The following is a 26,292-nucleotide window of genomic DNA, read 5'->3' as shown; positions in this document are numbered from 1 at the left end:
AAAAATACCAAGCCCTTTTCAAGTCAAGGAGACACATATGGACACGATTGAATATGTTGAGGCCCGTGAAATTCTCGATTCAAGAGGAAACCCCACACTGGAAGTAGATGTAATGCTGGGAGACGGCTCATTCGGTAGAGCGGCTGTCCCTTCAGGAGCCTCCACAGGAATTCATGAAGCTGTTGAACTGAGAGACGGTGATAAAAAACGATACCTTGGTAAGGGAGTTCTGAAAGCTGTTGAAAATGTGAATACAGTTATTGCAGACGCAGTTATCGGACTGAGTGCCCTGAACCAGGTAGATGTAGATAAAACAATGATTGAGCTGGATGGTACAGATAATAAGGCTAAACTTGGTGCCAATGCGATTCTAGGAGTCTCCATGGCAACAGCCCGTGCCGCCGCACAGCATCTTGAAATAGACCTGTTCAAATATCTTGGAACATTCCATGCCAACGTACTGCCCGTACCTATGGCAAATATTATCAACGGCGGAAGCCATGCGGATAACTCCGTAGACTTCCAGGAATTTATGGTTATGCCCGTGGGTGCCGATTCAATCCGGGAAGCAGTTCGCTGGATCGCAGAAATTTTTCACAATCTGAAGGCTCTTCTCAAAGAAGCCGGTCTCTCCACAGCAGTTGGTGATGAAGGTGGTTTTGCACCGAACTTTAAATCAAACGAAGAAGCCCTGACATTTATCATGAAGGCTATTGAGAAAGCAGGTCTTAAACCCGGAAAAGAAGTAATGATTGCTCTGGACCCCGCATCTTCCGAATTCTCTGAAAAACAGGCTGACGGTTCCTATATCTACGAACTGAAATGGTCTACAGGTGAAAAGCTGACCAGCACACAGATGGCCGACTTCTGGGCAGACTGGAGTGAGCGCTACCCCATTATTTCTATCGAAGACGGTATGAATGAAGATGACTGGGACGGTTGGAAGGTTCTTACCGATAAAATTGGAGACAAGGTTCAGCTTGTGGGAGACGACCTGTTCGTTACCAATACTGTCAGATTGAAAGAAGGTATTGATAGAGGTATCGCTAACTCGATCCTGATCAAAGTAAACCAGATCGGAACACTGACAGAAACCTACGAAGCAGTAGAGATGGCTAAAAGAGCCGGATACACAGCAATCATTTCACACCGTTCCGGAGAAACCTCCGATACAACGATTGCAGACCTGGTAGTTGCCCTTGAAACCGGACAGATTAAGACCGGTTCCATGAGCCGCTCAGACAGAGTTGCAAAATACAATCAGCTCATGCGGATTGAAGATGACCTGGAAGGACGCTCCACCTATGCAGGCTGGGATGCTTTCTACAGTATTAAAAGATAGTTAACAGGGAAGCAATACCTTGTAAAACTAATAAGAGCCCGGAGCAATCCGGGCTTTTTTACGATCAGCTCCAATGAAGAAGACGTTCCAGGATTCTCTCTTCCTCTTCATCAGAATCTGCACCGACCCAGAGACAAATCCCCTCGGGTCTGACAGCTGCCATAAAATCTTCAAGTTCACTTACAGCGACATCGGCAATAACCGGCATACCCGCATCCTGCAGCTTCTTGAAAAACGGTACCCATTGCATGATCGGCTGATCATCCCCCACTCCCTGAACCCACTGTATGGCATCAATCTCCGGTACAGTCAGAATGGAATCAATATGATTGGCAACACCTCTTCCATCCAGATGAAAGATATTGGTATCCATGGTCTTCACTTCTTTCTGAAGAATGGGGAGGCAGTATTCATCAAAGAGTTCGTTTCCGATAAGGGCTGAAAAGTCATTACTGGGAATATGAAGTTTACCTGCCGACGGGATTCCCATCCAGTTGGCAGAGGGCTGCCCGGCAGCACTGAGGATATTATGGAAATGATCAAAGATATCCTGAAACCCCTCTGTTCCCAGACGGATCATCTGCTTCAGTAGATCAGGATCGAGGTAAAAATCCATACAGACCTTGTCATTTCCTCTCCATGATGCCAGAAAATCCATCCCCGGATGGAGGTCTGTGTAGCCAACAATGAATTTACCATCACATTGCTGAAGAGCATAATCTGTCATCTCTTCTATCTTTTTTAAATATAGATTCTCTTTATCAAATTTTATCTTTGAAAGATCCTCTGCTGTCTCTATCTTTGGATGTGTCCATGAAGTCACTTCTCCGAATTCAAGGTCCTGACCATAGAATGCCTGAAAAATATCCGGCCCCAAATTAGGATCAAAAATAGGAAATGTCTCTCCCCTGAAAGTCTTTCCTTCAATACTCTTAACAAAGGAATCTACCTGATACTCGCTGTCAAACCAGCGATCTTTCAGACTGGGCCATGACTTACCAACCACAGATTCATTATCAAACTGGGCATTATGCCGATGGAATCGGACCGGAACCCTGTCGATAATCCGGTTTTCATACCAGGCTTCTATCCTCTGCATTGATTTTTCAAAATCGGGCTTTCCTTCCAGCTGAAAATCAGACCAGTTTCCTTTTTTCATTATTGATTCCTCTCTATCTCGTTTGCGTTCATTTGCACGCACATAGAATACAACAGCCTTTTCATACGGTCAAGAATAAAAGAATCCAAAATTATATAAAAAAATCTGATCTGGAAAACTGTTCTGGTTTAAGTTCTTTGAAATATATTTCGGTTGGAGTCACAAAGCAATCATTTTTCAGCTTGTGATTATTCATGAGAATACTGTACATCAGTTTGAAGGCATAAGCTCCCTGAAGCTCAGGATTCTGTCCTATAAGAGCATCACAGAATCCGTCATCCAGAGCTTTAGAAAGCTCTTCATTAAAGTCAAAACCGACAAGTGGAATCCGATTGTCGGATCCCATGGATTCAATTGCATGGACCGCACCTAAAGTAGCGGCTGCAGTAAGAGAAAGGACCGCCCTGAGATCCCTGTCTGAAGCAAAGGCATCTTTCACAAGCTCTGCGGCCATCCCAATATCATCATCACAGTAGACCACTGTCTTATTCTGTCCTGTGCTTATATCCTGTAGAACATCCACTGCACCCTGCACCCTCTGGTCATGAGCCCATAATCCTTTATATCCACTGAGAACAAGCAGTTTTCCTTCAGAGCAGAATTTGTGAATAAGTTCACCCCCTAAACGGCCGCTCTGATAAAGATCCTGACCGATAAAACAGCTTCTCTTAGTTCCTGGAAGATCAGTATTAATGGTGAGATAAGGGATTTTTGCAGATCCGGGGAGAGTAATTGAGGGATCAAAATGACCGGAAGGAACAAGAAGGACGCCCTTCAGATCATCTTCCTGCACTGAAGATTTCAATATATCTAGAAAACCGTCTGAATTTTCAGGATTATAATCAATAATTTTCAGCTCAAGCAAAGAATCATTCTGCTCTTTCAGAGCAGAAAACAAGCCTGTTTTCATCATGTCATAAAAAAATGAGGGACTCTCAGGGAAAAGAGCCAGAATCTGAATCTTCTTTTTCAAAGTTGTAAAACGGGTTATTTTATCATCGATATAACCCATTGCTGAGGCTTTATCAAGAATTTCTCTGCGGGTTTTTTCACTGATACGTCCCCGGCTGTGAATAGCCCGGTCCACAGTCCCTCTGGAAATTCCAAGTGCATCGGCTATATTCTGAAGAGTAATTCGACTGTTTTTTTTGGAAGACACTCAGATATTATACAATCAGCTGAAAAGACCGGCAAGCGGCTATGATGGAGTATTCAGTCCTGCCCCTGAGTCAGGGGTAGATAGACCAGAAAAGATGTATTCTCACCGGGGATACTTTCGGCAGTAATTTTACCATTGTAAGATTCGGCAATATGCTGACAGATAGATAGTCCCAATCCGGTATTTGTCTTAGTCATTTTTGTACTGTAAAAAGGAGAAAATATTTGATCAAGAATCTCACCGGGGATGCCGTGACCATTATCAATGAAACTGATCACAGCCTGTGGAACACCCTCAGCCGATTGACATAGAGATGTCCTGACAATAATCTTCCCCCCCTTAAGAACTGCCTCAAGAGCATTACTCAGAAGGTTTAGAAATAATTGCTTCAGCTTATTCTCATGTGCATCAAGCAGGATCTGCCCCGAACGGTAATCTTTCTCAAGAGTGATTTTTCTCTCTTTGAATTTATGTCCCATCAGTATGCTTACTTCATCAAGGAGCAGATGCAGATCCAGAGACTTGATAGGGCGAACCCCTACACGTGAAAAAGAGAGCAGACTGCTGATGATCTCTACAATTCTAGTCAGTTCCGACTGAATATGCTGAACACAGTCCTGAGAATTTTCAGGAAGCTCATCCAGCTGCATCAGGTCAAGATAATTCTGAATAATTCCCAGAGGATTATTCACTTCATGAGCCACACCGGCCGCCATTTCGGCTGTAGAAACAAACTTTTCGGCCTGTTGCAGATACTCTTTCGTCTCATAGTCAGAAGAAATATCTTCCAGAAAAACCAGCATTCCATGCCTGGAGTCCCCTTCTTCTCCCAAAGGACTGACCCTGATCTTAAGCAGTTTATTCCTGACAAATTTCAATTTTTGCCACAGACCGGCTTTCCGTTCAACAATAACCTTCTCAATTTCATCCAGCTTCTCAAGTTGAAGATCCCTGAAATACTCATTTAAGGGCTGCCCTTTGATTTCTACTGGATCACATTCCAGTATTCTTGACGCTGCTGTATTAAGATCCTGAATCTCATCATTAGGAGATATTATAATAAGGCCTTGAGGTATATCGTTAATGATTCTCTGATCATAACGGGACATAAGAAGAACCTCATGATCAACCTGAGTAGGACTCTCATCACGATCAATGGCAAAACTGAAGGCAAGGTTTACCAGTCTGGTTCTGTCAACACGGCTCACCTCTTCCGTTCCGCGTCTATGACCGTCCTTAAGAATTGTTACTCTGTCAGAGATTCTGAATATCTCATCAATATTGGAACTGACATAAATTATTCCCTTGTTCTGGGCCCGGCACATCCTGAGCATCCGATATATATGCTGCTGCTCCTCTGGAGTTGTTTTTTGGGCAATTTCATCCAGAATCAGGATTTTTGCCTCCTGAGCCAGAACACGGAGAAACGACAATACCTGCCGTCTGGCAGGAGATAGGGCCGTAACCCTTGTCATGGGATCTTCGTCAAATCCATAAATGTCAAAAAGCTCCTGACAATGTTTTAACAACTCCTTTCTTCGTCTGCTGAATATAAATTGGGGAAAGCGTCCCAGATATACATTGTCAAAAAGGGTTCCTGAAGGGATAAGAGTTTCACTCTGATAAACCATGCCTATTCCCTGCTGGACAGAAGCAGAAGGATTAAAACCATAGAAGCTCTGCCCATTGACACGAATACTGCCTCCCTGAAGTAGAAGAGAACCGCTTAATATTTTTACAAGACTTGTTTTTCCTGAGCCGTGATCGCCGGTTAATGCATGGATCTCGCCAGGGTAAAGGTCAAAATCGATCCCTTTCAGTGCAGGGACATGTCCATAATTAAAACGGATATTCCGCATCTCAAGCAGCGGGGAATCCATCAGACCTCAATATCCAGTTTTTTCATTTTGTTATACAGGGTTCTTCTGGTAATCCCCAGATAATCCGCAGCCCTGCTCCTGTTCCCCCCGGTCTTATCAAGGGCATCCAGTATGATATCTCTTGATATACTGTTAGAGGCAGTCTTCAGAAATACGGTTTTATCAGTCGCGGAATAATTTTTGTACTGCTCTGGTAAAAACTCTGTACTGATGATCTCTTCATCACAGAAAATAACCATTCTCTCAATTGTATTCTTCAGCTCACGAATATTTCCCGGCCAGTCATGCTTTAAAAACAGGACTTCTGTCTCCTGATCAAAGCCTGAAATATTCTTCCCGTATTTTTGATTAAAATCAGACAGAAACAACCTGGTCAGAGGAAGAATATCTTCCTTCCTGGATCTCAGGGCAGGCAGTTCAATCTGAATGACAGACAGGCGGTAAAAAAGGTCTTCCCTGAAGAGTCCCTCGCGGATTCTGTCTTTAAGCTTTCTATTGGTAGCCGCAACAATACGTCCTTCCATCCTGCGGGTCTTATGCGAACCGATACGTTCAAACTCTTTCTCCTGAAGAACCCGTAGTAATTTTGCCTGGGTTTTCAGACTGATCTCTCCTATTTCATCAAGAAAAAGGGTTCCTTCCCCCACAACTTCAAACTTTCCGGATCTTGCTTCTACCGCATCCGTAAAAGCTCCTTTCTCATGGCCGAAAAGTTCTGACTCAAGAAGAGTTTCAGGTATGGCTGCACAGTTGAGTTTGATAAAGGGTTTATCAAAACGGGAACATTCAGCATGTATCATAGAGGCCGCCAGCTCCTTTCCTGTTCCCGACTCTCCTGTGATCAGAACCGGAGCATCCGTGGGAGCTGCTTTTTTCAGTAAATTAATTTTTTCCTGCATTGAAGGATTAAAGGTCAAAATTGACGAATCACTGCCATCATATCGGGAGTTCTGCCATTTTTGATTCTTTAAACTGCTCTTCATAACTGTTTTAGGTAGAAGACGATCAATTTCAACTGCCATTTCTGAAAAACGGACAGGTTTTTCAAAGAAGTTTACAGCTCCGTAACGCATGGCCTTAACAACATTATCAACCGAGGCATACCCTGATACCATAATAATAGGAAGTTCGGAGTATTCAGTTCTGATCAGGCGGATAAGATCTATCCCGGACATACCGGGCATCTTTAAATCTGTGATCACAAGAGAGACTTTTTCGACCTTCAGGATTCCCATAACTTTTTCAGATTCTGTAGTAAATATTGGAGAATAGCCCCTGGCTTTAAGAAGCTTGGATAGACTGATACAGAGCTGTGCTTCATCATCAACAATCAGGATCTTGGCAATCATATATTCGATAGTACAGGGTATGTATAGAATATTACAAGATAAAAAGACAATATCATAAACAGAAGGATGGAAGTGGGAACATATTTTCCCACTTCACTGGGAAATGTGTGTAGTATTTTCCCATATCTTTCCCATTTTCCACTTTTGTAATATTTTCTGAATATTTGTATAATTTTATCTATTACAACGAATTAAAGTAAAACTATGTTCATGAAAGTTACATTGGCACGCATTTTGTGTAAGCAGTGGTAAATACTTAAGAGGAGTTTCTATTATGAAAAAAGGCTTAATTGCAGCCCTGTGTCTTACAGTTTTTCTAAGCGGATTTGCATTTGCGAACGGTGCTCAGGAAGCTGGATCGGATGAAGTGAAAATCGGTTTTCTGGTGAAAATGCCCGAAGAACCCTGGTTTCAGAATGAGTGGAAATTTGCCCAGGAAGCTGCCGCAAAATACGGATTTAAGGTTCTGGAAATCGGAACACCCGATGGAGAGAAAGTTCTTTCTGCAATCGACAACATCGCAGCTCAGGGAGCTCAGGGATTTGTAATCTGTACCCCCGATGTAAAACTGGGACCCGCTATTATGGCAAAAGCAAAAGCCAACGGTCTTAAGGTGATGACAGTTGATGACCGCCTTGTCGGTGCTGACGGATCTCCCATGGAAGAAGTACCTCATATGGGAATTTCTGCATACGAAATTGGTAAACAGGTAGGATATACTCTTAAAGGTCAGATGGATGCCAGAGGCTGGAAACAGGAAGACACTGGTTTTCTCAGAATCAGCTTTAACGAGCTTCCCACTGCAGTAGATAGAACAACTGGTATGACTGATGCTCTTATCGAAAAAGGTTTTGATGAAGCTAATATCTACGAATCTCCCGAAAAGACAACAGATACTGAAGGTGGATTCAACGCTGCAAGTATCACAATCACAAAGAATCCCCAGATCAAACATTGGTTGATCGGTGGACTGAATGACGAAGCTGGAATGGGTGGAACAAGAGCCTGTGAAGGTAACGGATTTGCAGCAGAAGACATCTGTGCAGTTGGTATAGGCGGTTCTGGAACAGCTACTGCGGAATTTGCAAAATCTGAAGTTACAGGTTTTTACGCAACTGCTCTGATCAGTCCTAAAAGACATGGTTATGAAACATCAGAATTGGTTTACAAATGGATTACAGAGGGAACAACTCCTCCTGCAACAACATGGACAACAGCAGTCATGATGGACAGAGATAATTACAAGGCAAAACTAAAAGAAAACGGACTGGATTAATTCTAATCTGATATAAAAAACCTCCTTCCACAGACAATGTGGGGGGAGGCTTTTAATACAAAAAAAGAGAAAAGAAATGACAGCATATTTAGAATTCAAATCTGTTTCAAAACAGTTTCCCGGAGTCAAGGCTCTGGACGATGTTTCATTCTCTGTTCAGTCTGGTGAAGTTCACGGGCTGATTGGTGAAAATGGAGCTGGAAAATCTACTCTCCTTAAAATCCTGAGCGGTGCCTACTTTCCCAGTGAAGGATCAGTCTATATAAACAGCCAGGCCATGGATTTTCAGGGAACAAAAGATGCCCTTGATGCGGGAGTTGCCATTATATATCAGGAACTGAATCTGGTCCCTGAAATGACTGTTGCCGAAAATCTTCTTCTGGGACATTTCCCACGGAAGAAAAGCGGATTCATCGACTTTAAAAAAATGAAAGAAATCGCCGGTAAAGAGCTCAGCTATATACTGGAAGAAATAAACCCTGATCAAAAAATCAAAAACCTGTCCATCGGACAGAGACAGATGATAGAAATTGCCAAGGCTCTTCTGCACAATGCGGATATTATCGCCTTTGATGAACCTACAAGTTCCTTATCTGATAAAGAGACAATCAGACTGTTTGAAATTATCAGAAATCTTCAAAAAGCAGGAAAAGCAATCATCTATGTGTCTCACAGAATGGAAGAGATTTTTAAGATCTGTTCCACTGTAACCGTATTCAGAGATGGTAAGAAAATTGAAACATTCACAGATATGAGCAAAGTGAATCATGATATTCTGGTAAGCCGCATGGTCGGCCGGGATATCAAAGATGTATACAGCTATAGAAGTAGAGAACAGGGCGAAACTATACTTGAAGTGAATGACATTATGGGTCCCGGAATATCAAAACCGGCCAGTTTCTCACTCAAAAAAGGTGAGATCCTTGGATTTTTCGGTCTTGTGGGAGCCGGTCGTTCAGAACTTATGAGACTGCTCTATGGTGCTGAAAAACATAGCAGCGGGACCTTTTATCTGGAGAATGAGCAGGTAAAAGTTAATTCGCCCAAGGCTGCCATAGAGAGAGGAATGTTCTTCTGTCCTGAAGACCGAAAGGATGATGGTATCATCCCTATCAGATCGGTTAATGAAAATATAAACATTTCTGTACGCCGTCACAGCATGAAGGCAGGGTTCTTTCTTGATAAGAAAAAAGAGAGAGAAACAACTGATTCATTTATCAATAAACTACAGATAAAGACTCCAAACAGAGAGAAAGATGTGGGCAGCCTCTCAGGTGGAAATCAGCAGAAGGTTATTCTGGCACGCTGGCTGGCGGAAGATGTAAAAATCCTGATTATGGATGAACCCACAAGAGGGATTGATGTTGGAACAAAAAACGAGATTTATCAACTGATGTACCAGCTTACTGAAGAGGGGAAATCCATAATATGTGTTTCCAGTGATCTGCCTGAAGTTATGGGAGTATCCGACAGACTCATAGTTATGAGGGACGGAGAACTTGTGACATCATTTGAAAGAGATGAATTCTCAGAAGAGAAGATTCTCAGCAAGGCTCTGCCGGATAAGGCAGAGGAATAAAAAAGGAAGAGGAAACTATGGAAAATACAAAAGCCATGAAGCCGGAACAACACGCTCTTAAAATGATCCGGAATCTGTGGGAAAACTCAGGAATGCTGGTCATCTTCATTCTTCTATTTATTGCACTGTCAATATTTGTACCCTATTTCTTCACATGGAGAAATATGATCGGTCTGGGCCTTTCAGTCTCTATGGTTGGAATGGTTGCCTGTACAATGCTTTTCTGTCTGGCATCCGGAGACTTTGACCTCTCTGTTGAAAATATTGTTGCCTTCTCAGGTGTTACAGCCGCTGTTGTAATCAATGCTACAGGCAGTATTTTTGCCGGTGTTCTGGCAGGAGTTCTCGGGGGCGGCCTTATCGGACTGCTCAATGGAACAATCATTGCCAAAGCCGGCATAAATGCATTGATAACGACCCTGGCAATGGCTCAAATTGTGCGTGGTATGGCCTTTATCGTCTCGGGAGGAAGTGCAGTAGGTATCTCTGATATGCGCTTTTTTGCTCTGGGGAACGGCCAATTCCTGGGACTGCCCAATCCGATCTGGATAACAATCATCTGTTTTGTCGTATTCGGTGTTCTTCTGAACAATACATCCTATGGTAAAAATACTCTGGCCATGGGAGGCAATATGGAAGCAACACGTCTTGCGGGTGTTGCTGTAAACAAGATAAAAATCATGATTTTTACCATTCAGGGAATGATGGCCGGATTTGCGGGAGTCGTTCTGGCATCAAGAATGACAAGCGGACAGCCAAACACATCTATAGGATTCTCTCTGGATGTAATTTCCGCCTGTGTCCTGGGTGGTGTATCACTCTCAGGTGGTGTCGCTCCTATTCAGGGTGCCATAGTAGGTGTACTGATTATGGGTACGGTTCAGAACTCAATGAACCTGATGAGTATACCCACCTTCTATCAGTATGTAGTCAGGGGTCTAATCCTCCTTATTGCCGTACTCATAGACAGATTCAAACAGTCCAATTCAAAAAACTGATAATGATGTGATTTGAAATTAGAGCCGGGTTAACACCCGGCTTTTTTTGAACATAGTGATACATACAGGAGTGTAGATTCAATGAATAATCTCAACAGACTCAGCCTGTCCCTCCAGGGGCAGGAAACCGACAGAATCATGACCTATGACCTATTAGACAATACAGAAGTTCTAAAAGTCTATGGAGGCTATAAGGAAGATAAAAGCTACAGCTCTGAAGAACTTATGGAAATCAATGTTAAAGCTTTTAAGGGAATAGGACTGGATATTACCAGGGGAACCCATGATCCTGTTGAACACTGGATGCGCCACAAGGTTGATAACTGGATTCGCTTTATGGGAGTAGATCCCTCCCACTGGAGCGTGGAACAGGGAGGCGATACGGCCTGGATTTCTGAACGCCCCTTCGACGATCTTGCCGGGCTTGAAAAAAACATGCCCTCTATCCCCAAGTTTGAAGATATCCGGGAATGGTATGATCCTTTCATCAAGAGGGCCACAAATCTGTTCAATTCCTATGACAGAGTTTTGATTGGCGGAGTAGAAGGCCCGTTGTGTGATGCCTATACCTATGTGGATCTGGAGCTGTTCTCACTGGTCCTCTATGACGCCCCTGAACTGATAAATCATATTATGGACTGTACTACAGCCTATTCCAGAGCCATAGCCAAAGTCTACAGCGAGAATGATACGGTACCACTTCAATTTATGGGGGAAGATATTGCAGGCTCCACAGGGCCAATCTTCTCACCTGTTATGATTGAAGAGCTCTGTCTGGAACGCTGGCGTTCCATTGCCGAACCGGTGAGAAGCCGGGATGGTTCTTTTCTGTTTCATACAGACGGACGCTATGGTCCTCTCCTTGATCTCATCCTGGGAAAAGCAAAATTTAACGCAGATGGTCTGAATCCCATCGAGCGTTGTGGATGCAATGATATATTTGAAATACATCAGGCCTGGCCCGATAAGTATCTTTTCGGAAATGTCTGCTGCGAGGAGACCCTTCCCTTCGGGAATGCCTTTGATGTGGAAGATGAAACTCTGGAACTGATCGAAAAGATTGGAGTCGACAGGAAAATATTTATCGGCTCCTCCAGTGAGGTCCATGAGATGATTCCACTGCTGAATATTGAAACCATGTACAACACGGTTCATGAATATGGAAGCTACCCGATCGATGTGGATCGTATCAGAGGGAGAAGAAATAAAATATCAGGAAAAAGAGAATTCAGAAAAGACCATGCTCTCTAAAAATATCCGGAGTCTTATTTCATTATTTTCAGCCTTAGAATTAAGTATTTAAACTTTTAAACTGTAACTGAGTTCCCATTCCCTGATCTCTCCTGCCTTCCAGAGTGCCGGAATACCGAAATCTTCTGAACGTGAAGGACTGTCAAAGGGAGAGGTCGCCGGTTCAGGAGCAATATTATGCTGCCCTCCGAACCCGCCCTTATTGATCCAGAAACCAAGCCAGGGAAGAATTATGGCCGGATAAGACATGGTCATCTGCCCCCTGCTGTCACTGATAACAACTTTCCCCTCAGAAACAGGATCACTGCCGTAGAATTTATAGGCACTCCCCTCTTTCAATGTACCGGGCATCAGCAGTTTACCAGCATGGGGAACCTCTCCCCCGATTCCCCATTCGGTTCTGCTGAGATAGGGTCCCAGCTCTCCACCGTCACCCGCCTGTATGATGGAACTGCAGTCCCAGGGGACGATAATTTCTGTTTCGGGCAGAAAGGAGAACAGGGGATGGGGAGTCCACAAGGCTGGAAAATCCGTATCCGACAGATTGATAACAGTATAACGGCAGATAATTGAATCATCAGACAGTAGAGTATTCCTGACAAAACGATAAGGCAGGAGTTTCCCGTCAAATCTCATCTCAAGAGAATCATCACTCTGTGAAAGAATATCCCACTCACGGCTCCAGAGTTCTCCATGATCAGGTAAATCCACTTCTGAGCCGTTCTTCTGCCGTGATGTTTCTGGAAGAATGGTTGGAAACATCTCATCACTGCCGAAGGCCACTTCCTTTGTAAATGAACCATCAGATGCCAATTTGATATCCTCTGATTCGGATTGAAACAACCATTCACTACCATTTCTTTTATTGAACATGGAGAGGATCTTTCCGCCGAAAGGACTGATCACAACCTGGATAGTCTCGTTTTCAAGTTTAATTTTCTTCATGATCATTTTATTTCTCCTCTACTGCTGCTGATTCATTATTTCTGTAAATAGATTGATTAACCTTCTCTCTGTACTGTGTGGGAGAGAGTCCCATTATTTTCTTAAAAACCCTTGAAAAGTAATATCGATCTTTATAGGCACTTTGATACGCCACTTCCTGTATATCCATATCTGAGATTTCCAGAAGACGACATGATTTCTGCACCCTCATCCTGCTGTAATATTCAATAGGAGAATATCCCTTCGCCTTTTTAAATACATCTGAAAAATGAGGAACAGAGAGTCCCAGAAATGAAGCCATATCATCAAGAGAAAGAGTTTGTCTTTCTTCCAGAGATTTTCTCATTTTCTGTATTATCTTATCGATTCGCCTCAGATTTAATGAACTGATATCCCTGTGAAAATCACGGTTGCCATACAGAAGAGTTGTAAGAATACTACATGCAAGCTGTCCGCTTTGCAGCATGGTTTCCCGTGAGTAACCATCACTCATAGATTCAAGAAGGTATTGGAACAATTGACTGAGCTGTTCCACTGTTCTGCTGCTAAGGGGAATTAATCCCTTATGCCCATCAAGAATTGAGGTATAGGAGTCCAGAAGATCCCCTTTTATATGCATCCAGTACAGACTCCAGGGCTGTGTGTCAGAGGAACCATAGATATGAGGAACTCCAGGTTTTATATAACAAGCCTGTTTTTGTCCAATGAGAAGGGTTGAATCCTGATCAATATGGATAAAACCCTGCCCCTCCAGACAGTATAGAAGAATCCCTTCTTCTATACCCCGGCTTCTGTTTTTCTGATGCCCCGCAGCCCGGGGGAAAAAACCTGCATCTGTCACTATCAGGTTCCGAATCAAAACGGACAGGGAATTACTGCCTGTCACATCCGGAGGAATCACATATAATTCCTGATCTCTGAATCCGTCTTCTTTCCTGATATATTTCAATAATCTATTCCTGACAACTGTATCAGGTCAATTATAGCATGGATCAATCATTCATTAATCATAAAATAATCCATCTGAAGTAAAAATATTCTATTTTTAATTATATCAAATTAAACTAAAATTCTTCAAACGCATCTGTTCCCCGATCCTGTGTATTTAAATTTTCACTTAGGGATATTGGGATTTCCTTTCTGATATGTTTCTCAACCGGCGCTCTTTTTTCGATGGCGAGGTGAGGAGATTCCTTTGTCATTTCCTTAGATTCTACACGAAAGAAAGAAATGATCTGTTTCATTGATGATGCCTGTGAATACAGCTCTTCCGACATTGATGCCAGCTCTTCTGAAGATGTGGCATTCTGCTGAACAACAGTATCAAGCTGAACAATGGCTGAACTGATCTGCTCTGCACCATGATTCTGTTCTTGACTGGATATTGTTATTTCTTCAATAAGTTCGGCTGTTTTTTTCATGGCAGGTACGATCTGTTCTATTTTTTGCTGCGCTGCAACGGCTCTTTGAACACTATTTTGTGTTATATCAGTAATATCCTTGGCGGCAGCACCACTTGACTCAGCCAATTTACGGACTTCTGTAGCCACAACCGCAAACCCCTTTCCTGCCTCACCCGCTCTCGCGGCTTCAATCGCAGCATTAAGAGCAAGCATATTGGTGCTTCGGGCAATCTCTTCAATAACAATTATTTTTTCGGCAATAGTTTTCATTGCCTCAACTGTATCTTTAACGGCGTCATTACCTTCCTGTGAATCATCAGATACTTTTTTTGCCATTAAATTAGATTGTTGAGAATTATCTGTGTTCTGCTGTATGTTTGAGCTCAGCTCCTCAATAGAAGCCGAGACTTCTTCCATATTGGAAGCCTGTTCACTGGTTCCCGAAGAAATTTCCTGGGCGGATGATGAGATCTGCTGACTGCCGATTGCAACTTGATCTGCTGCCGATATTATGCTGTCAACGATACTTGAAAGCTGAACTGACATCTCCTTCATTGACGCATATACCCCGATGAGTTTCCTGTCGGGAAAGTCTATTCGAAGGTCACCCTTGGATATCCTGTCTGTCACTTCGGCAATTTCATAGGGCTCACCGCCAAGCTGCCGGGTTATTGATCTTGTCAGAAAAACGGCAATGAAGATACCAATAACAGCTGCGATGACAGACAGAAGAATCGCCAGTAATTTGTTTGCTTTTGTCACTGCCAGAATTGCCTCGGAAACACCATCTCTGACCTTCAGACCGCTGGCCATAACAGCAAGAGATGTCTCTCTTAACTTTATTTGAATGTCATGCTGTTCTATCTCCAGCGCCCTGTATTCAGTAACATTCGTCCTGTAGATATTGATATTATCAAGACTCTCTTCCAATACTCTGACAGCATCGGGATCAGTAAATATAGTCCGAGCTTTTTCTAGTGATTTAAGTACACTTAGACTCTCGGCATCCCAGGATTTTGCAATCTCAATCTTATCTTCCGCCACAGTCGATATCCGATATTTATATGCTTCGGTACTGAACCTGTTTGTGGCATTTCTGATTTCCTGGAGCATAAATATATTGTTCACAGGGTCTATGGGGATCATATTTGCCGATCGCCTGTGATTCAGATTGTCCTTGGAGGAGGATATTAGATTTTTTACCTCAGACAGGATCGATTCGGCGGCTACCACTCGAATAGAGGCGATACTGTCTATTTCGTTTTGTATTCGTAGAAAATCATTATTGAGAGATTCATACTCAAGCATATCTTTAATCAGATCTTGAATATTTATCTTATTTTTATCACTGAGCATCATATTTTGTGCCTGCCCTGCCTGATTGATCACATTCTGAGCTTCTTCCAGTGACTGAGCCATATAGCTCTCATCTTTATAGAGGATATAACGTAGTGATCCTGCAAGAGCATCCTGTGTATCCACCAGACATCTATTTGTCAGGGCATTGATCTCATTCTGATAGTTTATCTTATTTATACCATTAATACCGACCAAGCCGACTATATCAGCAATTATGATCAGTACTATAAAACCTACCGTCAATTGGGTTCTAACCTTTATTTTCCGGGCCATTTGTAACTCCTTATATCAACTTTAAAATCAACATAATTAATCGCCTTGAGAGTTACCATAGAAAACCCGGAAGTAACAGTTACCTCCGTTTTTCGTATATACATATCAACAGAACTCTTATTAAATTGAAAAAATTGAAAAAATCTTAAAAAAAAACTGATTTTAAACAGATCGTAAACGACAGTCATGGAACAGGAGCGAATAGCATGGATGAAAATCTGGAGATACTGAAACAATATTTGACTTTTACAGTGGATAAAGAGAATTATGCCCTTGCTGTAGTTCATGTAAGAGAGGTTCTTGAATTCCAGCAGGTCACAAGAGTCCCCCGCATGCCGGGGTTTATGCGGGGAATAATCAACCTGAGGGGGAAAGTTGTTCCTGTCATTGATCTTAAAACAAAATTTGATCTTGGTGAGACAGATACAAGCAGAAATGCCAGTGTAATAGTAACAGAGCTGATGCTGGGAAATGATCAGATCATCATAGGCCTCCTCACAGATGCAGTCAGCGAAGTATTGGAAATCGAAGATAATGAAATAGAACCGCCTCCCTGTATCGGTACAGCAATTGAGACTTCATTTATCAAGGGGATCGGAAAAAAAGATGGACACTTTTTCACTATTCTGAGTATTGAAAAAGTCTTAACTGGAAATGAACTATCTGAGTTGAAGAGTGATGAATCTTTTTCAGATGTCTCACAATAAACAGAAAATCAGCAAACTATGAAAATCAGCAAACTATGAAAATCAGCAAACTATGAAAATCAGCAAACTATGAAAATCAGCAAACTATGAAAATCAGCAAACTATGAAAATCAGTAAACTATGAAAACCAGGAAAAAGATAAAAGAGAGCTATTTAAATTATTTCAGCCCTGTCATCGGGGCAGCTGGAGTATTCTCAATACTTACTCTGATTATTGATTATGAGAATTACAGATCCAGCTATGGATTCATTGTGATTATCAATGCTCTTATTCTGCTCTTCATAATCATTGCATATATTATGAGACCTCATATCTCGAGGAAAATCAGAGAGTTGATTTTAATCATCACCGGTCTTTTAATCTCACTGGATTTTTATATGACCTACCTGGTAATTGAAAATAAAAAAATTGATCCGGGTACATACCTTTCTAATCTTATCATCATGATAATTTCCATTTTTTTAATTATTTCCATCGTTTCAATTATAAGAATAGGTCGGATGAATACCCGATTAGAAAGAACGAATAGAATCACGGGGCTGGGAAATATCAGCTGGATATCCGAACATGTAAACACAAGCATCCAGGAAGGGGTGGACTCCGGGATACTGCTGCTTATAGATATTAAAAATTTTCGAATAATAAATTCGATATTCGGCAGAGAGTACGGCAACACCTTAATTCAGATTGTATCTGACTTTTTATCTACAGTAATAGATGAAAACCATTCACTTGCCCACATAGGAGGCATTGAATTCTGTCTGTGGATCAAAAACGAAGATAAGAACAAAATAGAAACTAAATTGAAGAATATGAAGTTGTATTTTAAAAAAGGAATTTACAAGGACGGCAAAAATGTAAATCTTTTTATTCACAGCGCAGGAGTGATCTATCCCGACCATGGACTTGATTTCAACCAGTTATTCTCACGAGCAAATATGGCTATGGAAAAAACCCAGATCAAAGAATATAACACTCATGTCTTCTATAATCCTGAAATCGAAAAAGAATTAACATCGGAAAATATCTTATCCTATGAGATTCAACAATCCATGGAAAAGGGTGAATTTTATATATGTTATCAGGAAAAGTATGATATGGAGGGAACAAAGGTTTTAGGCCTTGAGGCTCTTGCCCGATGTCATTCATCCATATTAGGTTCTTTATCTCCCGACATTTTCATCCCCATCATTCATAAAATGAACCTGACGATTCCCTTTACTGACATGATAATTGAGTATGTTCTTGCTGATATGAATAAAATTGACAGGCAATATGACAGTAATGTTCAGGTCTCAATAAATATTCCTCCCCTATATTTTCAATCTTCTGTTTTTTTAGATTTTATCAGGAAGATTCTTGACATCACCGGGGTCAATCCCAAACGTTTAATATTTGAGATTACGGAAGATATCTTTATTGACGGCTATGAATCTTTTATTAAAATATTGAATGAACTGCAGATTCTGGGTATAAAGATATCTCTAGATGATTTCGGCACCGGTTATTCTTCATTTTCATATATACAGAATCTACCCATTAATGAACTCAAAATTGATAAATCATTTATTGATCATATCTGTGATGATGAAAAAAGCTTTATTCTTGTAAAGGCAATTTGCGACATTGCCCATGCAAATAATTATATTGTGGTTGCCGAAGGAGTAGAGCATGAAGATCAGCTGCGGCTTTTAAAAAAGACTTCATGTGATCTTATACAGGGATTTATTTATTCTAAACCAGCGAGAATCAAAGGGAATGATAATGATGGACCTCAATAGTAGAAGAAAAAGACGAAAGCTCTTTTATACGGCCAGTATCTTTATTCTTATTATTCAGACACTGTGCTTTTCGGTGATATATATATTAGGAATTAAAGATGAATACAATCAGAGGATTAAACAGGTCAGTGCTGGTATTCTGGAGCAAAAAAGAAGCAGGGCCGAATTTGTTGTTAAAGCTAAAATTGCAGAAATCATACATTTAGAGGCATTATTAAAAACACATTTTGATATCACGGCACAGGCATTAATCGATAGAATGTCTTATCTCATTAAGGCTGATAAGCTTAATGAAGTCCTGGCCGAAGGCCCGCTGTGGCTCCCTTTTGGGAAATTAGATTATCAAATAATAGATCTGGAATCCCGATTGATCCTTGCAAGCTCCCTTTCCAACGATGATAAGAGTATCATTCGGAGTGTCACCATTGCTAAAAAGGCAATTGTTTCAGACAGATATGAAATAAAGGTTTTTCTATTATCTGAAAATTTCTATAATTACTTTTTAAAAGAAGTTCGTTCATTCATTTATGATACGGCTTTACCAGAGGATAATAATCTTTGGCTTGATCAAATTCTCAACTATGAGGGTGGTCAAAGTTGTTCACTTCGACTGGTACACCCAGAGATACCTGATATCGAAGGCTCTACTATATCAATATTGACAAACGGTCATGAAGGAAACTTGCAGAGTCTGGTTGAACTGGAAAATTTAAAACATCATGGTGAAGCCTTTACCGACTATAATATAAAAGATCCAGTATCAGAAGAAATTATCAGGAAGCTCAGTTATGCAAAAGTCTATGAGAAATACAACTGGGTGATCTCTACCGGAATCAATCTTGATGAACTGGATAATTATGTAAAAAGTGAAAAGAATCAATTAAAAGACTTATATAGAATAAAGATTTTTCATTTTTTATTCATCTTATTTATTTCACTCCTCCTGGTTATTGTTCTACTTTATTTTTTTGAGAAGAAAGTATCAGAACGCATTAAGGGAGACAACCTTCAGCTGCGGGAAGAAAAAAAGAAGCTATCGAAAGCCTATGATCAGATGAAAGAGCTGGCATTTGTGGATAGCCTGACTGGTCTTTCCAACCGGAGAGCAATGTTTCAGAGATTAGAGGAAGAAAGCTCTCGATACAAAAGAGATAAACAGGATTTTTGCATCATAATGGCAGATATAGATAAATTTAAAAACATCAATGATGCTTATGGTCATGATGCCGGAGATTACATCTTGCAGGAACTGGCAAAAGTATTGAAAGAAAATATCAGATTGGAAGACCGGGCTGCCCGCTGGGGTGGGGAGGAGTTTCTAATTTTTATCAATTCCGCTAATTGTGCTGAGGGTGTCCTGGTTTCTGAAAAATTACGGAAGGCTGTTGAAGAAAAGAGATTCATCTATGACGGCATAGTGATTAAGGTAACAATGACCTTCGGTGTCTCATCTTCGAGAGATGCAAAAGGCTTTGTAGACCAAATCAATATAGCAGATCAACACTTATACATAGGAAAGCGCTCAACCAGAAATTGTGTTGTTTCATAAAAAATTAATAAATGATTTGACAGAAAGAAATTCTTAGTATTGCTTTAAGCATCAAAGTTATATAATTTTAATATTAATATATGGATATATATCAAAAAAGAATTATAAATGAATATCTGTCGAGAATACTGTCACATCCTCTTTTTTGTAGATCAAGCAGGATGAAAGAGTTATTGTCATATATTATTGCGAATTCAGTTTCAGCTGAGGCTCATGATATAAAGGAATTGACTCTCGCCATAGATGTATTCGGCATGAATCCTACTTTTGATACTTCTGATAATTCAATCATCAGAGTCGCTGTATATAAGCTGAAAAATAAATTAAAGACCTATTATGAAACAGATGGAAAAACAGATGCGGTCAAGATAAAAATCCCCAGGGGAAGATATATTGCCGACTTTGATTTCACCCGAATCAAAGAAGCAGCATCAACTGAAGAATTGGCTCCCGAACAAGTGATACAGGTTCAAAAAATACCCTTTATTCGTTTTCCCTTTATTCAATTACACTTTGATCCCCTGAACAAATCGATTTTTCATGACCAGATCTGTAGTAGGCGAGGAAACGCCTTTAACAGATCCATTCTTAATCATTTAAATTATTATCCTACTATTGAAATATGCAATGACATCAAAAAATGCGATTATGACCTGAAGATCTTTTATATTGAAGAATATGAAGAACTAACCATCTTCCTTACCTTAGAAGATCTGATATCCAGAGTTATTATCTGGAACAGGGAAATTAGATTCAAATCATATACTTATTCATTTATTGAATGGATGGACAAGAATACACAGGAGCTGACACAGCAGATTGGAGGTAGTCTTGGATTTCTATTCAGATACAACGTTGAACGCAGTGACAATGAAAAATCTCTCTATCAACAAATTCTGTCAGGTTTTCTCAGGCCCATATACACTTTGGACCCTGATGATTTAAACAATGCAATCAATAATACGTCTTCCCTTGGGAATTCTGGACTCAAGGATCACGGAATAATGGGGGGATTGTCCCATCTTTATTCTCTGAAATATCTGTTTGATAATCAGTTAAATTCAGATTATCTGCGTCAATCCCGGGATTTGTACAAACAGACCCTTCTGTATGAACCCAAGAATCTGTTTGCACTGTTAAGCATGACAAGGCAGCATTACCTTAGAAACGATACTTCTAAACTGAAGGAAGACACAGAACAGATCCTTAAAGTCTATGGGATTTCCAGCATAGTTTCACCCTATGCGGCTTATTACAATGCAATGGCTTCCGGAGAATGGGATAAGCAGATGTCATTAATAAAACAGATTATAAAGAAGAATCCTTATCATCCAAAATCTTTACATACACTCCTGTTTCTTTATGAGATACGGAGAGGCAACCTTGATGGGGCTTTATGTGAATTCAGAAAGATGCCCTATTCAAGTGGACTTCCCTTCCAGATACTGACCATCGCTCTATTTGCAAAATTAGATAGAATGGAGGATGTGCATAGTATCCTTTGCAGAAATAAAGTTGATAATCCGGATTTTGAACTGAATACAGATCGTTATCTGTCACTCATTAAAGGTGACACACAGTTATTCAAATCTATTGAACAGGGATTAAAGAAGGTTTCAAATTTAGAATCCCGGCATTGATATGAGACAGTCTCTTATATCAATGGCCCGGATCACTGCTGCTGAAAACAAAAACCCGGGGATATTCCCCGTAAATAAATCATAAGATAATCCATCCATCGTTAAGATTATCCATTTTAGAATTCCCCGGATCAACTTAAAATAGTTTGAGTATCGAATTGGAATGGAGAATTCAAAAATGAAAACAGAAGTCCGCGAAGAAAAAACAATCATCCCCACCTACCCTGTAGGCCCCAAAGAAAAAAATCCCCTGTTTCTGGAAAAACGAGTGTACCAGGGCTCCAGCGGTTCTGTGTATCCCTACCCTGTAATTGAATCGGTAGGAAGAGAAAAAAGTGATAAAGAATGGAAGGCTCTGATCCTCGAAAATAAATACCTGAAAATCATGATACTCCCTGAACTCGGGGGCCGCGTTCAAATGGCCTTTGATAAAACAAATGACAGCCATTTTGTATATTACAATCAGGTAATAAAACCTGCACTGGTAGGACTTACAGGTCCCTGGATCTCAGGGGGTATTGAGTTCAACTGGCCTCAGCACCATCGCCCGGGAACCTATGATCCTACGGACCACAGAATATGTGAAAATGAAGATGGCAGCGCCACAGTCTGGATCGGAGAAATAGAGAGGATGAGCCGTACCCGCGTTACCACAGCCTTCACTCTCCAGCCCGGAAAGGCAGTACTTGAAATTGAAGCCAGACTCTACAACGGCTCATCCTCTCCCAAAACATTTTTATGGTGGGCCAATCCGGCAGTGAGTGTAGGAGACGATTACCAGTCTATTTTCCCACCGGATGTTCATGCCGTTATGGATCACGGTAAAAGAGATGTATCCACCTTCCCCATTGCCACAGGCACCTATTACAAAATGGACTATTCCGAAGGTGTTGATATAAGCCGGTACAAAAATATCCCTGTCCCCACAAGTTATATGGCCTATCACTCTGACTACGATTTCATGGGCTGTTATGACCATGCAAAAAAGACCGGAATGCTTCATATTGCCAATCACCATCTGGTCCCCGGAAAGAAACAGTGGACCTGGGGTAACGGCGACTTCGGAAAGGCCTGGGATAGAAACCTGACCGATGAAGACGGTCCCTATATTGAGCTGATGACAGGAGCCTTTACGGACAACCAACCCGACTTCAGCTGGCTGCAGCCGGGAGAAGAGAAAGTCTTCCGACAGAATTTCCTTCCCTATAAGGATCTCCCCACTGTCAGCAATGCTTCAACAGAAGCCGCCCTTTCACTGGAAATCGGTGAAGCAGCAATTACCACAGGAGTCTATGTCACATCAGTGCGCCGGGATCTGAACCTCCAACTGTACTGCAGGGATGAACTGATCTGGTCAGAAAAGATGAATATGAATCCTGAAGTTTCAGAATCAAGAACTGTCAAGAGACCCGAAGGATCTGCTGAGGCAGATTTTATCCTTATCCTGAAATCCGGAAATGAAGAGATTCTGAAGGCATGGAAAGAGTGCGGTGAGGCAGATGATATACCGGAGCCTGCATCAGATCCCGGCATGCCTTCTGAAATACAGTCTGTTGAGGAGCTTTATCTTACAGGACTTCATCTGGAACAGTACAGGCATGCCACCCGAAATCCGGAAGACTACTATCTGGAAGGCCTGAAAAGAGATCCCCGAGAGAGCCGTATTCTTACGGCCATGGGAAAAAGAACCTTGGATAAAGGGGATTTCAAGGGAGCCGAAGAGTATTTCAACAAGGCTTTTTCAAGACTCACCCGGCGTAATCCAAATCCTTATGACGGAGAAGCCCTGTATCATCTTGGCTGGACACTGCGTTATCTGGGAAATGATGAGAAAGCATATGAAAAGTTTTACAAGGCATGCTGGAATGGTGCCTGGCAGGGCGCAGCCTATACAGAACTGGCCAAAATATCATGCAGCAGGGGTAATCTGAATCAGGCTCTCCTTGAAACGGATCGTGCACTTGCTGCAGGGGCTCATAACAGAAAAGCCCTCCATTTGAAATCTATCATCCTCAGACTTTCAGGAAAAATCGAAGCTGCCGCAACAGTCCTGGAAGATCTCCTTAAGATTGATCCCCTTGACAATGGAGCATGGTATGAAAAGTATCTCCTGGCCGCACAGGATGCAGAATCTGAAGAGCAGTTCAAAGATGTGATAAGAGAGAACGAACAGTCATGCCTTGAACTGGCACTGGACTACATGCTTTGTGGAGAATATGCACAGGCAGTGACTATCCTTAAAGCCGCCGGGGCGGAATCAGAGGGCTCATACGCCCTTCTCAGATATTACACGGCCTACTGCATCAAAAGAATCTCCGAATCATCTGGCAATGCAGCTGTTGACAACTCAGAGTATTACAGATGGCTTGAGCTGGCGTCTGAGGCTTCACCCGATTATTGTTTCCCCAACCGCTGTGAGACTGTCATGATCCTTGAAGAACTCAGAAAAGATGCTCCCGGTGATGGATATATACCCTACTACCTTGGAAATTTCTATTACTACAGACGTTCCTATAAGAAGGCGATAACACTTTGGAAAGAGGGGGCTGACAAAAAACCTGAGTTCCCGACGGTCAAAAGGAATCTGGCCCTGGCCGCCTACAATAAAGATGGGAACCCTGCCCATGCCGGAAAGTTGCTGGAAGATGCATTTCTGCTGAATATCACTGATGCCCGGATCATGTTTGAGCTGGATCAGTACTATAAGAAAGAGGGCCGCTCCATAGACTTCCGCCTTGAGTTCCTTGATCAGTATCCTGACAATGTTGAAAAACGGGATGATCTCACCATAGAGAAGATTACTCTCCTAAATCTGACTGGACAGTTTGATGAGGCTTTGAACCTATTGACCAGTCGCCAGTTTCAGCCATGGGAAGGGGGTGAAGGTAAAGTCTCGGCTCAGTATGTCAGAGCACTGATTTTAAAAGCCCTGTATAAAATGAACGATTCAAAACACAAGGAAGCAGAAGAGCTGCTGCATCAGGCAGGAATCTATCCCGACAACCTGGGAGAGGGAAAACTCGATACGGTAACAGAGAACGAACTGGACTATTTCCGGGGAGAAGCCCTCAGGGCACAGGAAAAAAATAAAGAGGCGGAAGAGTATTACAAATCCGCCACCCGGGGGGAACAGATTCCTGGTTCAGCGATGTATTACAACGACCAATCAGCAGAACTGATCTACTATCAGGGACTTTCATGGATAAGACTGGGTGAGGATGAAAAAGGGAAGGAAAGATTCAAAACATTGATAGACTGGGCAGAGACCCATAAGGATGATGAGCCTGTCATTGATTATTTTGCTGTTTCACTGCCGGATCTCCTGATCTTTGAAGAAGACCTGACACTCCGTAATAAAACCTACTGTTCCTACCTGAAGGCATTAGGACTCTACGGCCTGGGACTGAAAAAGGAAGCTCTGGATGAGTTGACTGAGGTTCTGGGAGTCAATCCTGTTTATCCGGGAGCTTCCTTCTTTAAAGAGCTGTGGGAGTCGAAAACTAATCTGTGTCTATCCCTATAGTGCTTTATTGAGTTTTCTAAGCTCATCCATCATGGCTTCCTGATTTTCCCATGGAACTTCAGGCTCAAGGACATGGGTGGGACCTACAACGATCCCGCCCTTTTCACCGCAGATATCAACAAGATTCCTGACGGCAGCCCGGACATCCTCCTCACTGCCGAAGGGGAAGGTTGTCTGTGTTCCGATTCCGCCCCAGAAAGAGATCTGATCACCGTATTGATCATGAATCTTTTTAAAATCCATACACTCAGGCTGTATGGGGTTGAGAATATCCACACCTATTTCAATCAGATCAGGAATAAAGGGCTCAATAAAGCCGCATGAATGATAGAACACAAGAATATCCGGTTTTATAGCCTTAGTGGCAGCAATGACCTCCGCCAGTCTTGGCTTGAGCCATTTCCGCCAAAGTTCAGGACTCATCATTACCGTACTCTGCATACCCACATCATCCCCGAAGGCAACAATATCATAACCGGCACGTGCAAAGCTTGTTGATGCCTCTATGGAGTGGGCAGTGACCCTGTCCAACAGACAGACTGCCCGCTCATCATCCATCATCATGTCCATCATCAGATCATTCATTCCGCGGATAAGCCAGGCTCTCTCCCAGATAGTCTGCTCCATCCAGCCGAAAGCGGCAAAGCCGTCCCGGCGGCAATCAGCGGTAAAATCACACCACTTCTCTTCAGATCCCTCTTTAAGAGATGGGAGCTTATATTCCTGAATCTGTTGGAGGCTTGTATTCTCACCTTCAAGAGGACTGTGAAAATGAACCATATGAAAGGCCTCTTCCGACCCCGGTGACATGCCGATTCCAAAATCATCAACCTTAAACCCTTCGGGTATATCCATAAAATCAAAGAGCTGCATCCCATCACCTTCATACCCTGGAATGTATTCCCGCTGGGTGACTCTGTGTGAAAGATCATAATACTCTGGAATACTCTTATCCGTAATTCTCTGATGGAATTCTTCTTCCTTAGGAGGAGTGAACTCCATATCACAGGGAATCTCTTCAAATCCCCGACGTCTCAATGTTCTGAGCATATTTTCTCTTTTATTCATGCTGATCTCCTGAATATCAATATTTATGAAACCTATTTGATTAACTTTAA

General features: G+C 41.9%; 18 protein-coding genes. 10 read left to right on the top strand and 8 right to left on the bottom strand.

Annotated elements, in window-relative coordinates; all coding sequences use genetic code 11:
* The first annotated feature begins 37 nt into the window (after nucleotides 1-37).
* Nucleotides 38-1,342 (top strand): phosphopyruvate hydratase, encoded by a 1,305-nt coding sequence (eno, locus tag DV872_RS01145; RefSeq protein WP_114627990.1) that lies wholly within the window; start codon nucleotides 38-40, stop codon nucleotides 1,340-1,342.
* A 64-nt stretch (nucleotides 1,343-1,406) separates the two neighbouring features.
* On the opposite strand, the gene DV872_RS01140 is transcribed toward eno, so the two are convergent.
* The 4 genes from DV872_RS01140 to DV872_RS01125 form a co-directional block, all read right to left on the bottom strand.
* Nucleotides 1,407-2,501 carry a hypothetical protein gene (locus tag DV872_RS01140; protein WP_114627989.1) on the bottom strand — a complete coding sequence of 365 codons (1,095 nt, stop codon included), beginning with the start codon at nucleotides 2,499-2,501 and terminating at the stop codon, nucleotides 1,407-1,409.
* Nucleotides 2,502-2,592: 91 nt separating this feature from the next.
* Nucleotides 2,593-3,660, bottom strand: coding sequence for a LacI family DNA-binding transcriptional regulator (locus tag DV872_RS01135; protein ID WP_114627988.1), 1,068 nt, complete (start codon nucleotides 3,658-3,660; stop codon nucleotides 2,593-2,595).
* Nucleotides 3,661-3,713: 53 nt separating this feature from the next.
* On the bottom strand, nucleotides 3,714-5,540 hold the full coding sequence (locus DV872_RS01130; protein WP_114627987.1) for an ATP-binding cassette domain-containing protein: 1,827 nt from the start codon (nucleotides 5,538-5,540) through the stop codon (nucleotides 3,714-3,716).
* Nucleotides 5,540-6,889, bottom strand: coding sequence for a sigma-54 dependent transcriptional regulator (locus DV872_RS01125; protein WP_114627986.1), 1,350 nt, complete (start codon nucleotides 6,887-6,889; stop codon nucleotides 5,540-5,542). The genes DV872_RS01130 and DV872_RS01125 overlap by 1 nt, the downstream gene beginning before the upstream one ends.
* Before the next feature lie 274 nt (nucleotides 6,890-7,163).
* Here DV872_RS01125 and DV872_RS01120 point away from each other — a divergent pair, with 274 nt between their 5' ends.
* From DV872_RS01120 to DV872_RS01105, 4 genes are all read left to right on the top strand, one after another.
* Nucleotides 7,164-8,165 carry an arabinose ABC transporter substrate-binding protein gene (locus tag DV872_RS01120; RefSeq protein ID WP_114627985.1) on the top strand — a complete coding sequence of 334 codons (1,002 nt, stop codon included), beginning with the start codon at nucleotides 7,164-7,166 and terminating at the stop codon, nucleotides 8,163-8,165.
* A gap of 76 nt (nucleotides 8,166-8,241) precedes the next feature.
* Nucleotides 8,242-9,744: an L-arabinose ABC transporter ATP-binding protein AraG gene (araG, locus tag DV872_RS01115; protein ID WP_114627984.1), complete on the top strand. Its 1,503-nt coding sequence runs from the start codon at nucleotides 8,242-8,244 to the stop codon at nucleotides 9,742-9,744.
* A 17-nt stretch (nucleotides 9,745-9,761) separates the two neighbouring features.
* Nucleotides 9,762-10,742 (top strand): L-arabinose ABC transporter permease AraH, encoded by a 981-nt coding sequence (araH, locus tag DV872_RS01110; protein ID WP_114627983.1) that lies wholly within the window; start codon nucleotides 9,762-9,764, stop codon nucleotides 10,740-10,742.
* Nucleotides 10,743-10,823: 81 nt separating this feature from the next.
* Nucleotides 10,824-11,993: a uroporphyrinogen decarboxylase family protein gene (locus DV872_RS01105; protein WP_114627982.1), complete on the top strand. Its 1,170-nt coding sequence runs from the start codon at nucleotides 10,824-10,826 to the stop codon at nucleotides 11,991-11,993.
* A 48-nt stretch (nucleotides 11,994-12,041) separates the two neighbouring features.
* Here the strand turns inward: DV872_RS01105 and DV872_RS01100 are convergent, their stop codons facing one another.
* From DV872_RS01100 to DV872_RS01090, 3 genes are all read right to left on the bottom strand, one after another.
* Complete coding sequence (locus tag DV872_RS01100; protein ID WP_158546772.1) at nucleotides 12,042-12,938, bottom strand: hypothetical protein; 897 nt, start codon at nucleotides 12,936-12,938, stop codon at nucleotides 12,042-12,044.
* Between the two features lie 7 nt (nucleotides 12,939-12,945).
* Nucleotides 12,946-13,887 (bottom strand): AraC family transcriptional regulator, encoded by a 942-nt coding sequence (locus tag DV872_RS01095; protein WP_114627980.1) that lies wholly within the window; start codon nucleotides 13,885-13,887, stop codon nucleotides 12,946-12,948.
* A gap of 115 nt (nucleotides 13,888-14,002) precedes the next feature.
* Entirely contained in the window at nucleotides 14,003-15,973 is a 1,971-nt protein-coding gene (locus tag DV872_RS01090; protein ID WP_114627979.1) for a methyl-accepting chemotaxis protein, read from the bottom strand.
* A gap of 206 nt (nucleotides 15,974-16,179) precedes the next feature.
* Here DV872_RS01090 and DV872_RS01085 point away from each other — a divergent pair, with 206 nt between their 5' ends.
* The 5 genes from DV872_RS01085 (at nucleotide 16,180) to DV872_RS01065 (ending at nucleotide 25,174) form a co-directional block, all read left to right on the top strand.
* Nucleotides 16,180-16,680: a chemotaxis protein CheW gene (locus DV872_RS01085; RefSeq protein ID WP_114627978.1), complete on the top strand. Its 501-nt coding sequence runs from the start codon at nucleotides 16,180-16,182 to the stop codon at nucleotides 16,678-16,680.
* 120 nt (nucleotides 16,681-16,800) lie between these two features.
* Nucleotides 16,801-18,462 carry a bifunctional diguanylate cyclase/phosphodiesterase gene (locus DV872_RS01080; RefSeq protein ID WP_114627977.1) on the top strand — a complete coding sequence of 554 codons (1,662 nt, stop codon included), beginning with the start codon at nucleotides 16,801-16,803 and terminating at the stop codon, nucleotides 18,460-18,462.
* Nucleotides 18,440-20,011: a diguanylate cyclase gene (locus DV872_RS01075; RefSeq protein WP_114627976.1), complete on the top strand. Its 1,572-nt coding sequence runs from the start codon at nucleotides 18,440-18,442 to the stop codon at nucleotides 20,009-20,011. The genes DV872_RS01080 and DV872_RS01075 overlap by 23 nt, the downstream gene beginning before the upstream one ends.
* 173 nt (nucleotides 20,012-20,184) lie before the next feature.
* Nucleotides 20,185-21,651 (top strand): M48 family metallopeptidase, encoded by a 1,467-nt coding sequence (locus DV872_RS01070; protein ID WP_114627975.1) that lies wholly within the window; start codon nucleotides 20,185-20,187, stop codon nucleotides 21,649-21,651.
* 178 nt (nucleotides 21,652-21,829) lie between these two features.
* Nucleotides 21,830-25,174, top strand: a complete 3,345-nt coding sequence (locus tag DV872_RS01065; protein WP_171832032.1) for a DUF5107 domain-containing protein — start codon at nucleotides 21,830-21,832, stop codon at nucleotides 25,172-25,174.
* Here the strand turns inward: DV872_RS01065 and DV872_RS01060 are convergent.
* Nucleotides 25,169-26,242 (bottom strand): uroporphyrinogen decarboxylase family protein, encoded by a 1,074-nt coding sequence (locus DV872_RS01060; protein WP_114627973.1) that lies wholly within the window; start codon nucleotides 26,240-26,242, stop codon nucleotides 25,169-25,171. The two genes, DV872_RS01065 and DV872_RS01060, sit on opposite strands and share 6 nt — an antisense overlap.
* Nucleotides 26,243-26,292: the final 50 nt, after the last annotated feature.

The sequence above is a fragment of the Oceanispirochaeta sp. M1 genome (assembly GCF_003346715.1).
Taxonomy (GTDB): Bacteria; Spirochaetota; Spirochaetia; order DSM-2461; family DSM-2461; genus Oceanispirochaeta.
This window is presented reverse-complemented; position numbering and strand designations above follow the sequence as displayed.

Bases quoted from the DNA above. Each gene is read 5' to 3' on its own strand.
- araG (WP_114627984.1), top strand. From the start codon at position 8,242: ATGACAGCATATTTAGAATTCAAATCTGTTTCAAAACAGTTTCCCGGA.
- DV872_RS01085 (WP_114627978.1), top strand. From the start codon at position 16,180: ATGGATGAAAATCTGGAGATACTGAAACAATATTTGACTTTTACAGTG.
- DV872_RS01105 (WP_114627982.1), top strand. From the start codon at position 10,824: ATGAATAATCTCAACAGACTCAGCCTGTCCCTCCAGGGGCAGGAAACC.
- DV872_RS01140 (WP_114627989.1), bottom strand. From the start codon at position 2,501: ATGAAAAAAGGAAACTGGTCTGATTTTCAGCTGGAAGGAAAGCCCGAT.
- DV872_RS01080 (WP_114627977.1), top strand. From the start codon at position 16,801: ATGAAAACCAGGAAAAAGATAAAAGAGAGCTATTTAAATTATTTCAGC.
- DV872_RS01130 (WP_114627987.1), bottom strand. From the start codon at position 5,540: ATGGATTCCCCGCTGCTTGAGATGCGGAATATCCGTTTTAATTATGGA.
- DV872_RS01065 (WP_171832032.1), top strand. From the start codon at position 21,830: ATGAAAACAGAAGTCCGCGAAGAAAAAACAATCATCCCCACCTACCCT.
- eno (WP_114627990.1), top strand. From the start codon at position 38: ATGGACACGATTGAATATGTTGAGGCCCGTGAAATTCTCGATTCAAGA.
- DV872_RS01125 (WP_114627986.1), bottom strand. From the start codon at position 6,889: ATGATTGCCAAGATCCTGATTGTTGATGATGAAGCACAGCTCTGTATC.
- DV872_RS01075 (WP_114627976.1), top strand. From the start codon at position 18,440: ATGATAATGATGGACCTCAATAGTAGAAGAAAAAGACGAAAGCTCTTT.
- DV872_RS01090 (WP_114627979.1), bottom strand. From the start codon at position 15,973: ATGGCCCGGAAAATAAAGGTTAGAACCCAATTGACGGTAGGTTTTATA.
- DV872_RS01120 (WP_114627985.1), top strand. From the start codon at position 7,164: ATGAAAAAAGGCTTAATTGCAGCCCTGTGTCTTACAGTTTTTCTAAGC.
- araH (WP_114627983.1), top strand. From the start codon at position 9,762: ATGGAAAATACAAAAGCCATGAAGCCGGAACAACACGCTCTTAAAATG.
- DV872_RS01100 (WP_158546772.1), bottom strand. From the start codon at position 12,938: ATGAAGAAAATTAAACTTGAAAACGAGACTATCCAGGTTGTGATCAGT.
- DV872_RS01060 (WP_114627973.1), bottom strand. From the start codon at position 26,242: ATGAATAAAAGAGAAAATATGCTCAGAACATTGAGACGTCGGGGATTT.